Source organism: Streptomyces sp. NPDC050211, assembly GCF_040656035.1.
Lineage (GTDB): Bacteria > Actinomycetota > Actinomycetes > Streptomycetales > Streptomycetaceae > Streptomyces.
On the sequence record NZ_JBFALC010000123.1, the window covers coordinates 1 to 13521 of the forward strand.

General features: G+C 73.1%; 9 protein-coding genes and 2 pseudogenes. 2 read left to right on the plus strand and 9 right to left on the minus strand.

The genetic code is table 11. From position 1 onward, the window contains the following. Window positions 1-650 (plus strand): annotated as a pseudogene (locus tag AB0I98_RS48265) (hypothetical protein); the annotation flags it as partial. Window positions 651-827: 177 nt separating this feature from the next. Here the strand turns inward: AB0I98_RS48265 and AB0I98_RS48270 are convergent. The 4 genes from AB0I98_RS48270 to AB0I98_RS48285 form a co-directional block, all read right to left on the minus strand. Next, complete coding sequence (locus AB0I98_RS48270; RefSeq protein WP_362952641.1) at window positions 828-1289, minus strand: nuclear transport factor 2 family protein; 462 nt, start codon at window positions 1287-1289, stop codon at window positions 828-830. Window positions 1290-1453: 164 nt separating this feature from the next. Beyond that, window positions 1454-3703, minus strand: coding sequence for an MMPL family transporter (locus AB0I98_RS48275; protein ID WP_362952643.1), 2250 nt, complete (start codon window positions 3701-3703; stop codon window positions 1454-1456). Between the two features lie 547 nt (window positions 3704-4250). Further along, complete coding sequence (locus AB0I98_RS48280) at window positions 4251-4676, minus strand: nuclear transport factor 2 family protein (RefSeq protein ID WP_362952645.1); 426 nt, start codon at window positions 4674-4676, stop codon at window positions 4251-4253. A gap of 264 nt (window positions 4677-4940) precedes the next feature. Then, on the minus strand, window positions 4941-5165 hold the full coding sequence (locus AB0I98_RS48285; RefSeq protein WP_362952647.1) for a DUF5302 domain-containing protein: 225 nt from the start codon (window positions 5163-5165) through the stop codon (window positions 4941-4943). A gap of 132 nt (window positions 5166-5297) precedes the next feature. On the opposite strand from AB0I98_RS48285, the gene rfbH reads away from it, so the two are divergent. Further along, window positions 5298-6596, plus strand: coding sequence for a lipopolysaccharide biosynthesis protein RfbH (gene rfbH / locus AB0I98_RS48290; protein ID WP_362952649.1), 1299 nt, complete (start codon window positions 5298-5300; stop codon window positions 6594-6596). A 60-nt stretch (window positions 6597-6656) separates the two neighbouring features. Here rfbH and hflX read toward each other — a convergent pair whose 3' ends face one another. From hflX to AB0I98_RS48315, 5 genes and pseudogenes are all read right to left on the minus strand, one after another. Continuing rightward, a complete protein-coding gene (gene hflX, locus AB0I98_RS48295) occupies window positions 6657-8057 on the minus strand; it encodes a GTPase HflX (protein ID WP_362952651.1) in 1401 nt (466 codons plus the stop codon). Between the two features lie 47 nt (window positions 8058-8104). Further along, window positions 8105-10708: a glycoside hydrolase family 3 C-terminal domain-containing protein gene (locus AB0I98_RS48300; RefSeq protein ID WP_362952653.1), complete on the minus strand. Its 2604-nt coding sequence runs from the start codon at window positions 10706-10708 to the stop codon at window positions 8105-8107. A 456-nt stretch (window positions 10709-11164) separates the two neighbouring features. After that, window positions 11165-11911 (minus strand): class I SAM-dependent methyltransferase, encoded by a 747-nt coding sequence (locus AB0I98_RS48305; protein WP_362952655.1) that lies wholly within the window; start codon window positions 11909-11911, stop codon window positions 11165-11167. 21 nt (window positions 11912-11932) lie between these two features. Continuing rightward, window positions 11933-13213, minus strand: a complete 1281-nt coding sequence (locus tag AB0I98_RS48310) for an activator-dependent family glycosyltransferase (protein WP_362952657.1) — start codon at window positions 13211-13213, stop codon at window positions 11933-11935. Continuing rightward, window positions 13201-13521 (minus strand): annotated as a pseudogene (locus AB0I98_RS48315) (hypothetical protein); the annotation flags it as partial. The pseudogene AB0I98_RS48315 and the gene AB0I98_RS48310, both read right to left, overlap by 13 nt.

A 13521-nucleotide genomic window follows, 5' to 3' on the forward strand; every position in this document is an offset into this window, starting at 1 on the left:
GCCACGAGAAGGCCCGCGCGGCCGCGGCGGACCGGCTCGCGGCCCGCCCACTGCCCGGCCACACCGCCCGGGCCGGTGCCCACGGCCAGGGAGGTTCCGGCGCGAGGGCGGCCTCTCCCGGTGGTGCGGAGCCCGCCGACCGTCCGGCCGCGGCCCGCGCGCCCGGGGCCCGGCTCGTCCTGCTGAGCAGCCTGGCCGAGGCCGACGCGCCGCCGCACGAGAACGACCGCCGTGCGGTGAGCCGGGGGCTAGAGAGCGGCCCTGCCCCCGGGCACGGGACCGGCTACGAGGTGTCCTGCGGGCCGGTACGGCCGGCCGGCCGTACCGGGGCCGGCGATCCCGAGCCCGAGGATCCCGAGTTATGCCCGCCCCGCAACGAGCCGCCCAGTGCTCTCATCCGCCTGCGGTTCGCCGACGCGGCCGCGCTCGAACGGGCCGGCGCCGCCTTCCGCGCCGGATCGGGCCCGGGCTTCGGCGACGCGTGGGGCGACCCCGCGACACTGACCCTGCACATCCCCGGCGACGCCGGCATCGAGACCCTGCGGGCGGTGCTCGCGGTCCTCGACGCGGCCGCGCTCACCGCCGAGTCGCTCACCGTGCACACCCGCGAACTCGACGACGTCTTCGCCGCGTTCACCGGCCTGCCGTGACCTCCCCTCCCCCTACGTCGACGCGCCCGCCCGCGTCAGTGACGGCAGGCGGGCGCGGACAGGGAGGGGATGTGCACCGCCCACTCTAGGCACGGAACGGACTCAAGTCCCTTGCACAGGACGGAACTTCGAGTTCAGCTGCAGCGGTTTCCCGGCGCTCGCGCAGGCGCGGGGCGTTCAGGCCAGGTCGTCGCGGGTCACCCGGCGGTGCGCGGTGCGCCACTTGCCGCGGCTGCGGACCAGGACGTCCTCCATGACGCACACGTACAGGACCTTGGAGGTGCCTCCGCTGGGCGTGACGAACACCAGGGCCGAGCAGCGGGTGTGCAGCGACCCGTCCTCCTGGAGCTGGACGTCGAGCATGCCGACCCAGTGGTTGAGGCGGCGGCCGGCCCGCCGCTGGCGGGCCGCGCCGGCGCGGACGTAGCGGGCGAGCCCGGCGCGGGCCCGCACCGGCTCGGACGGGGAGGGCAGTTCGAGAACGGCGTCCTCGGTGAAGGTGCCCGCCCAGCGCTCGGTGTCGTGCGCGTCCAGGATCTGCATCTGGTGCGCGTAGAACTGCTGCACCTCCGCGTACAGGGCGGCGAACTGCTGGCTCTGGAGCGTGCGTTCGGCGGTGCTCGCCAACTCGACGGTCATGATCTTAAGCCTCCGCTTCCGTCCGCGTCCGAACTCGCTGTGGACAGTCTTGGAGGCTCGGATGGAGCATCCTTCAAATACTCCTCAAGCGCTCCCCCGTGCGGCGCATGCGGAAGGCCCAGCGGCATCCGGCCGCCGGGCCTGACCACGGTCGATACGGGTGGCTAGTCGACCAGTTCGGGTTCGCGGCGCGGCGGCGCCACCCGCCCGGCCGGAGCCGTGCGGGAGAGCTTCTCGCCCTCGACGTCGAGGTTGGGAAGCAGCCGGTCCAGCCAGCGCGGCAGCCACCAGGCGCTGCCGCCGAGCAGGGCGAACAGGGCGGGCACGATCGCCATGCGGACGATGAGGGCGTCGAAGAGCACCGCGACCGCGAGGCCGAAGCCGATCATCTTGACGAAGTCGTTGTCCTCCACGATGAAGCCGGAGAACACGCTGATCATGATGGCGGCGGCCGCGGCGACCACCCGGCCGCCGTAGCGGAACCCGGTGACGACGGCCTCGGCGGGCACCGCCCCGTGGACGTACGCCTCCCGCATGCGGGTCACCAGGAACACCTCGTAGTCCATGGCGAGGCCGAAGACCACACCGATCATGAAGATCGGCATCGTGCTCATGATCGGGCTCGGCTGTTCGACGCCGAAGACGTCGGCGAGCCAGCCCCATTGGAAGACCGCCACCACCGCGCCGAGCGCCGCCGCCACGGACAGCAGGAAGCCCAGCGCCGCCTTGAGCGGCACGAGGACCGAGCGGAAGACCACCATCAGCAGCAGGAACGCCAGGCCGACGACCAGGCCGAGATAGGGCAGCAGCGCGTCGTCGAGGGTCTTGGAGAAGTCGATGAACATCGCGGTCTGGCCGGTGACCAGGACCTCGGCGCCGGTGTCGGCCTGGAAGCCGTCGGCGAGGGAGCGCAGATGGCGCACCAGGTCCTCGGTCGCGCCGTCGGTGGGGCCGGTGGCCGGGACGACGTTCAGGATCGCGGTGTCCCCGGCGTCGTTGACCGTGGCCGGGGTGACGGTGGCGACGCCGTCCTGCGCGGCGAGTTGTTTGCCGACGGTGCCGGCCGCGGCGGCCGCGTCCCGGCCCTCGACGGTGACCATCAGCGGCCCGTTGAACCCGGCCCCGAAGGACTCCGAGAGCATGTCGTAGGCCTGGCGCTGAGTGGTGTCGGGGGCCATGGTGCCCTCGCCGGGCAGGCCGAGTTCCAGGCTCGCGGCGGGCACGGCGACCGCGCCCAGGCCCACCACGGCCAGCAGCAGCACGGCCACGGGGTGGCGCAGCACGTAACGGGCCCAGCGGGAGCCGAGGTTGGGCCCGCGCCGGGCGTCCTTCTCGGCCTGCTTGGCGGCCTTGCGCTGCCGGCGCTGCGACAGCGGCTTGGTGGCGAACCGGGCGCGGTCCCGGCGGCGCAGCACCTTGACGGGCGCGAAGCCGAGCAGCGCCGGCACGAAGGTGAGGGCGACCAGGACGGCGATGGCGACGGTGCCGGCGGCGGTCAGGCCCATCTTGGTGAGCACCGGGATGTTCACCACGGCCAGGCCCGCGAGGGCCACGATGACGGTGAGTCCGGCGAAGACGACCGCGGAGCCCGCGGTGCCGACCGCCCGCCCTGCGGCGTCGGCGCGGTCCCGGCCCTCGGTGAGCTCGGCGCGGTAGCGGGAGATGATGAACAGGGCGTAGTCGATGCCGACGGCGAGGCCGAGCATCATCGCCAGGGTGGAGGTGGTGCTGGACAGGCCGAGGGTGGAGCCGAGCGCCGTGATGGCCGAGATGCCGACGCCGACGCCGATGAGGGCGGTGAGCAGCGGCATTCCGGCGGCGATCACCGAGCCGAAGGTGAGGACCAGGACCAGCGCGGAGATCAGGATGCCGATCTGCTCGCCGGTGCCGCTCACCGCGGCGTCGACCTTCACGGCGTCGCCGCCGGCCTGCGCGGTCAGGCCGCCGTCGCGGGCCTTGGCCAGGGCGGCGTCGAGCGCGTCGTGCGCCGCGTCGTCGACCTTGGTGGCGGGGACCTCGTAGGTGGCGACGGCGTAGGCGGTGGTGCCGTCCTTGCTGACCGACTTCGTCGTGAACGGGTCGGTCACCGAGGCCACTTGCGGGGCCTTCTTCAACTGTGCGACCAGCGCGGCGACCTGGGCCTTGTGCTCCGGGGCGGAGATCTTCCCGCCCGCCGGTGCGCGGACCACGACACGGGCGCTGGCGCCGTCGGCGCTCGCGTCCGGGAACTTCTCCTCGAGCAGGTCGAAGGCCTTCTGCGATTCCGTGCCGGGCATGGAGAAGGTGTCGGCGGGCGGGGTCGGCGCGGAGGAGGCGGCGAAGCCCGCACCGCAGAGGATCACCACCCACAGCAGCGCCATCGGCCATCGCCGCCGGAAGGCGAAACGGCCCAGTTTGTAGAGGAAGGTAGCCACGGCTGGGAACTCCTGTCAGTGGGGGGCGTCGCGCGGCGGGATCCTGCTCGGCCGCGGTGACCGCAAGGCATGGGCGGTGCCGGGACTCGTGGTCGCCTGCCGTCAGTGAACCGGAGGCCCGCGGGGCGGGCCACGCGCCTCCGCCGGGTCTTGAGCCCCTTGCGAGTGGTGCTTGACGGCTCGGGGAGGGGGATCACCGGCGTGGGGGTGGTGGGGTGATGCCGGCGAACAGGTCGGTGTCGGCGTGCGCCACCGCGGTGGTCAGGTCCTGTGCGGCCACCGTCCTGAGCAGGGCGGCGAGTTGCCCGTAGCCAGTGAGAGTCCGCAGGACTCGGCAGGGAAGGCCTCGTGCCGGTCGGCGGCGGCGCGGGCTCGGCGGACGGGTACGACCGCTTACGCGGCGACCCCCGAGGCCGCATCTCGGGGGTCTCGGGGGTCGGCCAGGTCTTGGTGATGTCCACGGCGACGTCCCGGTACGGCAGGCGCACCCTGGCGAGCGGCTCCGCCTCCCGCAGCGGCTCGCGCGGTGCTCAGGCAGCGGGACCGGTCAGAGGTTGTCGCCCCAACCGGACTGGATCATGGTCTGGAAGGCCCAGGTGCCGTTGGAGCGGAGCAGGATGTCGGCGTAGGTCATGTCGTAGGTCTTCTCGGCCGTGGTGACGGTGGAGTGGGTGAAGACCACGGCCATGGACGGGGAGAGGAAGACGGGGGTGCGGGTGTTGTCGAAGGTGACCTCCGCGGTGCCGTCCCCCATGACGTGGCTCATGGTCTCGACGAACTGGCTGCGGTCCCACTGTGCCGACCTTCCGTTGCCCGCGGAGTCGTCACTGATCAGGTTGAGGGGGAAGACGGCCATCTGCGCCATCCGCTCGACATCGGCCTTGGTGCAGTGCGCGTCGTACTCCTCGAACCAGGCGTCGAGGCTGGCGCGTTCCTCGGCGGTGGGGGTGTAGCCGGTCTCGGGCAGGGTCACGCGGGCTCCCGTCGTGCGGTCTTACTCGTCAAGTTTGACTAGGGGGTCAGCATAGAGCCGCCCGGGCGGGCGGGCAAACGGTTCGGCCGACGGCCCGGACGTCCCGCGACCGCCCGGGGCTTTCCGGCTGAATTCCCGTGCCGCGTCGAGCATTTCTCCAGGGATTCTCAAGCCGTACTCGAGAAAAAAAGGGGGGGCGGAAAAGAAACCGCCGTGATCCGGTGTGCGGGATCACGGCGGGCTGTGCGGGGTGGTGAAGGGGGCTCACCCGGACTTGCGGCGGAAATTCCGGCTCTGGCCCTTGGGGCCGCCCTGGCCCTTGATCTTCTGGCGTCCCTCCTGGTGTGCCTGCTGGGACCTGGCGACACGGGACTTGCGCTCCAGGGCCTCGCGGAACTTGCGCTTGGCCTCGGTCTCGGGCTCGTTCCCGGCCGCGGTCCCGGTCCCGGGCTCGTTCTCGGCCGCGTCGTTCTCCTGCGTATCAGTCACGCATTACCTCCCATAGATCCTCAGCTTTTTTACCTCATGATCCGATGAAGTCAACTCGTTTTCTAGCGGTTTCCAGTGGGGCGGTCCCTACGCTCGCGGTGACGTCGGTGGTGTCATCAGAAGGGAACTTCCATGGGCGAGACCAAGGAACGGATCGCGGAGCTCGTCCGGGAATACCACCGGGAGAAGGAGCCCGGCCCCTTCGTGCCCGGCGTCTCCCCCGTCCAGGTCTCCGGCGCGGTGCTCAGCGAGGACGACCGGCTCGCCCTGGTGTCCGCCGCGCTGGACCTGCGGATCGCCGCCGGCGTCAGCTCCCGCCGCTTCGAGCGGGACTTCGCCCGGTTCATCGGCACCCGCAAGGCCCATCTGACCAACTCGGGTTCCTCGGCCAACCTGCTGGCCCTCACGTCCCTGACCTCCCCGCAGCTGGAGGAGCGGCGGCTGAAGCCGGGCGACGAGGTGATCACGGTGGCCGCGGGCTTCCCCACCACCGTCAGCCCGATCCTGCACAACGGCCTGGTGCCGGTGTTCGTGGACGTGGAGCTCGGCACGTACAACACCACGCCCGAGCGGATCGCCGCGGCGATCGGCCCGAAGACCCGCGCGATCATGATCGCGCACTCGCTGGGCAACCCCTTCCAGGTCGAGGAGGTCGCCCAACTCGCCGAGGAGCACGAGCTGTTCTTCGTCGAGGACAACTGCGACGCCGTCGACTCCACCTACCGGGGCCGGCGCACCGGCTCCTTCGGGGACCTGTCGACGACCAGTTTCTATCCCGCGCACCACCTCGCGATGGGCGAGGGCGGCTGCGTCCTGACGGGCAATCTGGCGCTGGCGCGGATCGTGGAGTCGTTCCGCGACTGGGGCCGGGACTGCTGGTGCGAACCGGGTGAGGACAACCGGTGCATGAAGCGCTTCGACCAGCAGATGGGGAAGCTGCCGCACGGCTACGACCACAAGTACATCTTCTCCCACGTGGGCTACAACCTGAAGGCGACCGACCTGCAGGCCGCACTGGGGCTCAGCCAGCTGCAGCGCATCGACGCGTTCAGCGCCGCCCGCCGCCGCAACTGGCGCCGGCTGCGCGAGGGCCTGGAGGGCCTGCCCGGTCTGCTGCTGCCGGAGGCGACACCGGGCAGCGACCCGAGCTGGTTCGGGTTCCTGATCACCGTCGACCCGGCGGCCGCCTACTCGCGCGCCGCCCTGGTCGACTTCCTGGAGTCGCGCCGGATCAACACGCGCCGCTTCTTCGCCGGCAACCTGACCCGGCACCCGGCCTACGCGGAGAAGCCGCACCGCATCGCCGAGCCCCTGAAGAACAGCGACCTGATCACCGACCAGACCTTCTGGATCGGCGTCTATCCCGGTCTGACCGAGGAGATGCTGGACTATGTGATCGCCTCGGTCCGCGAGTTCACCGCCGGGCCCTGAATCCGGCCGCCGGGCACGACGGCGCCCCCGGCCCGCCCGGGCCGGGGGCGCCGTGGCCGATCAGGCCGTGTAGTGGGCGAGTTCCGCGGCCAGCGGGGCGTCGACGTGGGCCTTGAGCCGGGTGCCGGTCTCCTCGTGGGACTCGGCGAGGACCTCGCCGTGCGCGTGGACGCGGGCGACCAGGTGTCCTTCGGCGTAGGGGATGAGGACCTCGACCTGCGTGTCCGGGCGCGGCAGTTCCCGCTCGATGCGGGCCAGCAGTTCCTCGACGCCGGCCCCGGTGCGGGCGGAGACGGCGATGGCGCCCGGCTCGGCCTCCCGCAGCCGGGCGAGCATCTCCGGCGGGGTCTTGTCCGCCTTGTTGAGGACGACGAGTTCGGGTACTCCGGCGCCGCCGACCTCGCCGACGACCTCGCGCACCGCCTCGATCTGGGACTCGGGGTCGGGATGCGAGCCGTCCACGACATGCAGGATGAGGTCCGCCTCGGCGACCTCCTCCAGGGTGGAGCGGAACGCGTCGACCAGCTGGTGCGGCAGATGGCGGACGAAGCCGACGGTGTCGGCGAGGGTGTGGACCCGGCCGCCGGGGGTCTGGGTGCGGCGCACCGTCGGGTCGAGGGTGGCGAACAGGGCGTTCTGCACATGCACGTCGGCGCCGGTGAGCCGGTTGAGCAGGGAGGACTTGCCGGCGTTGGTGTAGCCGACGAGGGCGACGGAGGGCACCTGGTTGCGGCGCCGTTCCTGCCGCTTGAGGTCGCGGCCGGTCTTCATGTCCTCGATCTCGCGGCGCATCCGGGCCATCTTGTCGCGCAGCCGCCGCCGGTCCGTCTCGATCTTCGTCTCGCCGGGGCCGCGGGTGGCCATGCCGCCGCCCCCGCTGCCGCCGCCGCCCATCTGGCGGGAGAGCGAGGCGCCCCAGCCGCGCAGCCGCGGCAGCATGTACTGCATCTGCGCGAGGGCGACCTGTGCCTTGCCCTCCTTGGAGGCGGCCCGCTGGGCGAAGATGTCGAGGATCAGCGCGGTCCGGTCGACGACCTTGACCTGGACGACCTCCTCCAGGCGGACGAGCTGGCTGGGGCTGAGTTCGCCGTCGCAGACCACGGTGTCGGCGCCGGTGGCCACGACGAGGTCGCGCAGTTCGCGGGCCTTGCCCGAGCCGATGTAGGTCGCCGGGTCGGGCTTGTCGCGGCGCTGGATGACGCCGTCGAGGACCAGGGCACCAGCGGTCTCGGCGAGGGCGGCGAGTTCGGCGAGCGAGCTCTCGGCCTCGGCGACCGTGCCCGAGGTCCACACGCCGACCAGCACCACGCGCTCCAGGCGGACCTGGCGCTGCTCGACCTCGACGACGTCGCGCAGTTCGGTGGAGAGGACGGCGACGTGGCGCAGCCCGGTGTCCTCGGTGGCGTCGATGGCGTCGGCCGGGCCGATGGGGCCGGCCGACGGGTGCTCGGTGGCACTCATGCAGTTCCTCTCGCAGGGGGTGGCGGGTCGGGTCGGGGTCGGTCGGTTCAGGGGGCGAGGGTGCCGGTGAGGCGCAGGTCCGAGGAGGACGCGCCGACGCGGACGGTGCGGGCGCCGGGCGCGTCCTGCCACGCATGCTTCGACGTGTTCCAGTACTGGAGCTGGCGGGCGTCGAGGGGCACCGTGAGCCGCTTGGCCTGGCCGGGGGCGAGGGTCACCTTGGTGTAGCCGGCGAGCTTGCCGACGGCCTGCGGGGCGGTGACGAGCGGGCTGGGGCCGAGATACACCTGGACGACCTCCTTGCCGGTGCGCTGACCGGTGTTGCGCACGGTGACAAAGACGGCGGCGCCGGCGGCGGTCCGCTTGACGGCCAGGTCGCGGTAGGCGAAGGAGGTGTACGACAGTCCGTGCCCGAAGGGGAACAGCGGGCTGACGCCCTCCTTCTCGTACCAGCGGTGGCCGACGTGGATGCCCTCGCTGTATTCCTGCTTCCCGCCGACGCCGGGGAAACGCTCGGGGTGGCCGGCCATCGGGTGGGCGTCCTCGGCGGCGGGGAAGGTCTGGGTGAGTTTCCCGCTCGGGTTGGCATCGCCGTACAGCAGGGACGCGGTGGCCCGGGCGCCCTCCTGGCCGGGGTACCACATCTGCAGCACGGCGGCGGTGTCGGCGAGCCACGGCATCAGCACCGAGGAGCCGGTGTTGAGGACGACGACGGTGTTCGGGTTGGCCTTCGCGACCGCGGCGATGAGGGCGTCCTGGCCGTCGGGCAGGGACAGCGACGGGCGGTCGTAGCCCTCGGATCCCTCGTCCTGGGCGAAGACGACGGCGGTCTCGGCGGCGGCCGCGGCCGCCACGGCCCGCCGCAGGTTCGCTGCGGCCTGCTGGGGGGTGACCCAGGTCAGGTCGACGGACAGCGGCCGGTCCGGCCAGGCCCAGCCGCTCAGCTGCACCTTGTGGGTGCCCTTGGTGAGCTTGAGGACGGTGCTGGTGGTCTCGCTGAAGGAGTCGGCCGCGTAGACGGGGCTCTGCCCGTCGACCTGCAGGACGGCCAGGCCGCCGTCGACGCGGATGCCGATGCGGTAGTCGCCGTCGGCGGGCACGGTGAGCGTGCCCTCGTAGAACGGGCGGTCGCCGCCCGGCTCCAGCTGCCGGCCGCCGGTGAAGGCGGGGCTGAGGTTCTCGGCGGGCAGCGGGGTGCCGAGCCGGTCGATGCCGGGCTCGTAGGTGAGGCGGGCGCCGGAGCCGGCCCGCTCGCGCAGGGCGTCGACGGGGGCCTGGGCGGTGTCGGGGACGACATGGGCGCTGCCGAGGCCGGAGACCTTGGGCCGCAGGGCGCTGTCGCCGATCACGGCGACGCTGGTGCCGCGGCTGCCGGTGAGCGGCAGCGCCGTGCGGCCGCCGGTGGCCAAGTTGCGCAGCAGGACGGCGCCGTTCTCGGCGACCTGGCGGGCGGTGGTGCGGCCGGCCTCGGCGTCGCGGGCGGGGCGCGGTGCGGCGTTAAGGAGGCCGAAGCGCTCCATCCGGCCCAGGATGCGGACCACGGCCCGGTCCAGGGCGCTCTCGGGCACGGTGCCGTCCTGGACGGCGGCCTTCAGGGCGGCCCCGAAGTACTTGGTGTCGGGGACCGGGTCGGTCGGCTTGCCCATCTCCAGGCCGAGTTCCTGGTCCAGACCGTGGGTGAGGTCGGCGGTCGCGTGGGTGGCGAGCCAGTCGGACATCACCCAGCCTTCAAAGCCCCACTGCTCGCGCAGGATCTGCCGCAGCAGGTGGTCGTGGCCGCACGAGGGGGTGCCGTTGACGCCGTTGTAGGCGCACATCACGGCGGCGGCGCCGGCCTCGACGGCGCTGCGGAACGCGGGCAGTTCGATCTCCTGGAGGGTCTGCTCGTCGATGGCGGCGTCGACGGTGAAGCGGTCGGTCTCCTGGTTGTTGCCTGCGAAGTGCTTGACGGTGGCCATCAGCCCCTGCCCCTGGATGCCCTCGATCTCGGCGGCGGCGGTGCGGGAGGTGACCAGCGGATCCTCGCTGAACGTCTCGAAGTTGCGGCCGCCGTGCGGCACCCGGATGGTGTTGACCATCGGGGCGAGGACGACGTCCTGGCCCAGGGCGCGGCCCTCGTGGCCCAGCACCGTGCCGTAGGCCCGGGCGAGGGAGTCGTCGAAGGTGGCCGCGAGCGCGGTGGGGGTGGGCAGGGCGGTGGCGCGGGCGCCGTTGAGGCGCACACCGGCCGGGCCGTCGGAGGCCTGCAGCGGCGGTATGCCCAGCCGCGGCACGCCGGGCAGATAGCCCACGCCGCGGGCGAGCGGGCCGCCTTCGGGGCCGGCGGTCCAGTGCACGAAGGACAGCTTCTCGTCCAGCGTCATCCGGGCGACCAGGTCACGCACCCGCCAGGTGCCCTCGGTGGCCGGGGCCGCGGTGGTGGTCGTCGCGCTGAGCAGCCCGGCGTGGCACAGCAGAACGGCCAGCACGGCCAGCGTGCGCGAGGTGCGGGCCGGGCGCCGCCGTCCGCCGGGCTGGCGTGGTGCGGGAGGCAAGCGGCGTCCGCCGGCCCGGAGCCGTGCGGTGCGGCCGAGGGCGAACAGGCGCGGTCCCTCGGGCCGGAGTCTGGTGCGGAGGCGGGGTGTCGGCCTCCCTGGCCTGCGGGACGGCATGGGGGCTCCTGGAGTTCGGGGCACGGTTCGGGCGGTGCGGGAGGTGCGGCTTTCCCCGCGTGCGGAGATCGTCGGCTGGCCGGGAACGTAACGTCGGCCGGCAGGGCGGTCAAAGAGTCTGGGGCGGCCCTGCCGCGGGACGGGCAAGGCGGTGGCCGGGTCACCGGCCGGGGCCGCGCGGGGCGGCCGGCGCGGTGGTCCCGGCACCTGGGCCGCGCCCCTCCCCCGGGCCTGGGCTGCGCAGTTGCCGCCCGCCGGGCCGGGCGCAGGGTGCGGCCGCCGGGGACGGGACGGTCGCGTCATACGGAGGGGGCCGGGCCGCGCCCAGGGCGGGATCCGGCCGGGCACGAGCCGCGCCCGAGCCGTGCCCGAGCCGTTCCGGCCCCTGGCTGAGGCGGATCTCGAGCGTTTCTCCGGCCGTTGTGGGGCCGCTCTCGAGCTGCGGCGCGGGGCCGGTCAGGACGGCCGGACGCCGAGGAAGAGGCCCCGGCCGGACGGGCCGCCCGGCTGGAACTCGACGTCCAGGCCCGCACGTTCGAAGGCCCGCTCGTAGGCGGAGCGCTCGAACAGGGTGATCAGGTGGCTTTCGCAGAGGTGCTCGATGTCGCGGCCCGGTTCGGCGACGAGGTAGTGCACGTCGATCGCGGTGGCGTCGCCCGCCAGCCGGGAGTGGGAGACCCGGGAGATCGTCTTGCCCTCGGCCTCGACGATCGAGGCGCCGACGAAGTGGGGGGTGAACGTGTCCGGGAACCACCAGGGTTCGACCACGACGACGCCGCCCGGCTCGAGGTGGGCGGCGAACCGGGCGAGGGCCGCGTCGAGTTCGGCCTGGCCGCTCATGTGGCCGATGGAGCTGAACATGCAGATGACGGCCGCGTAGCGGGTGCCGAGCGCGAAGTCGCGCATGTCGCCCTGGTGGACGGTGGCGCCGGGGTTGCGGCGCAGGGCGATCTCCCGCATGTCCGGGGAGAGTTCGAGGCCCTCGACGCGGTCGAAGAGACCGGTGAGGTGCTTGAGGTGGAGTCCGGTGCCGCAGGCCACGTCGAGGAGGCTGCGCGCGCCGGGTGCCCGGGAGGTGATCAGGGCGGCCAGGTCGGCGGCCTCGCGCCGGTAGTCCTTGCCCTTGCCCTGGTGGACCAGGTCGTAGAGCCGGGCGATGCCGTCCGCGTAGCCGTGGCCCGTGCGGAGGTCGGGGGTGCTCACGTCGTGTCTCCTCGGATCAGGTCAGGGCTGGGTGCGGTGGCGGGCGGTGAGCTGCTCCAGGACGGGCACCAGGTGGGCCGGTGCCGGGTCGGTGAGGGTTTCCTCGCGCAGCCGGCGGGCGCCCGCGGTGAGCGAGGGGTCCTCCAGGGCGCGGACGACGGCATCACGCAGGGCGGCGGCGTCCAGTTTGTGCGGCGGCAGGTCGATGCCCGCGCCGGCGTCCGCGTGCAGGCGGGCCTTGAGGGGGGCGTCCCACAGGGCGCCCACGATGATCTGGGGCACGCCCGCCAGGGTGGCGGTGTATCCGGTGCCCGCGCCGCCGTGGTGGACGATCGCGGAGCAGCTGGGCAGCAGCGCCTCCATGGGCACGAAGTCCACGGCGCGGATGTTGCCGGGCAGGCTGTCGCGGTCGCTGAGCTGGCCGGCGTCGAGGGTGGCGACGATCTCGGCGTCGACGTCGCCCAGGGCGTGCAGCAGGTCCTCGAAGGGGACGGCGTCGCGGCCGAAGGTCTCGCGGGCGGAGACGCCGAGGGTGACGCAGACGCGGCGCCGGGCGGGCGGGGTGTGCAGCCAGTCGGGGATCACGGAGGGGCCGTTGTACGGCACGAACCGCATGGGCACCGTCTCGTGGCCGGGCACGGGCAGCCGGAGGCTCGCGGGGGCGGGGTCGATGCTCCACTGGCCGGCGATGATCTTCTCGATCGCGGCGGCGTGGGGGGTGACGCCGAACCGCTGCAGGGTCCAGGTCAGCCAGTCGGCCATCGGGTCCTCGCGCCGCTGTTCGGGCTGGGCCTCGCGCAGCGCGAGGAACTGGCGGCGGGCGTTGAGGACGACGTCCGGGCCCCACAGGAGGCGGGCGTGGGCGGCGCCGGTGACGTGGGCGGCGATCGGGCCGGCGTAGGTGAAGGGTTCCCACAGGATCAGGTCGGGCTGCCAGGCGCGGGCGACGGCGACGAGGTCGTCGATGGTGGTGTCGCCGTTCAGCGGCGCGAACGACAGGGCCGTCATCATGGTCTGCTGCCCCAGGGCGTGCTCCCAGCCGAGCGGCTGGTCGCGGGTCTCGGCGAAGTCGAGGCCCTGCTGGTAGGGGGTGGGGTCGCCGCCGATGCGGGTCATCAGCTCGACGATGGAGTCGAGGTCTCCCACGGGTACGGCGGTCAGGCCGGAGCCGTTGATGACCTCGGTGAGGGCGGGCTGGCTGGCCACCCGGACCTCGTGTCCGGCGGTGCGCAGGGCCCAGGCCAGCGGCACCAGGTTGTAGTAGTGGGTGTTGTGCGCGAAGCACGTGATCAGGACGCGCATGGCAGGCTCTCCCCGGTGCGGCTTTGTACGTGGTGGCCGGGCCGGCCGGTGTTCTTGGCGGCCGGGAGGCGGGCGGGGGCGTGCAGCACCGGCGAGCAGGGCCGGGTCACCGGCTGCGCGCCGAGGCTCAGCCCGGGCAGGGCTGCGGCCAGGGCGCCCAGCGCGGCGCGGGCGACCGTCTTGATCAGCGGGGCGGACAGTGCGAAGTGCAGGTCGGCGGGCAGGCCCAAGGGCGCGGTGTGCGGGCCGGTGTGCGGGGCGCGGTTGACGGCGGCGACCAGGACGGTCACCCGGCTGCCGGCCGGGAG

What these genes read in the sequence shown, in the direction of transcription:
- rfbH (WP_362952649.1), top strand. Translation starts at nt 5,298, where the DNA reads ATGGGCGAGACCAAGGAACGGATCGCGGAGCTCGTCCGGGAATACCAC.
- AB0I98_RS48270 (WP_362952641.1), bottom strand. Translation starts at nt 1,289, where the DNA reads ATGACCGTCGAGTTGGCGAGCACCGCCGAACGCACGCTCCAGAGCCAG.
- hflX (WP_362952651.1), bottom strand. Translation starts at nt 8,057, where the DNA reads ATGAGTGCCACCGAGCACCCGTCGGCCGGCCCCATCGGCCCGGCCGAC.
- AB0I98_RS48310 (WP_362952657.1), bottom strand. Translation starts at nt 13,213, where the DNA reads ATGCGCGTCCTGATCACGTGCTTCGCGCACAACACCCACTACTACAAC.
- AB0I98_RS48300 (WP_362952653.1), bottom strand. Translation starts at nt 10,708, where the DNA reads ATGCCGTCCCGCAGGCCAGGGAGGCCGACACCCCGCCTCCGCACCAGA.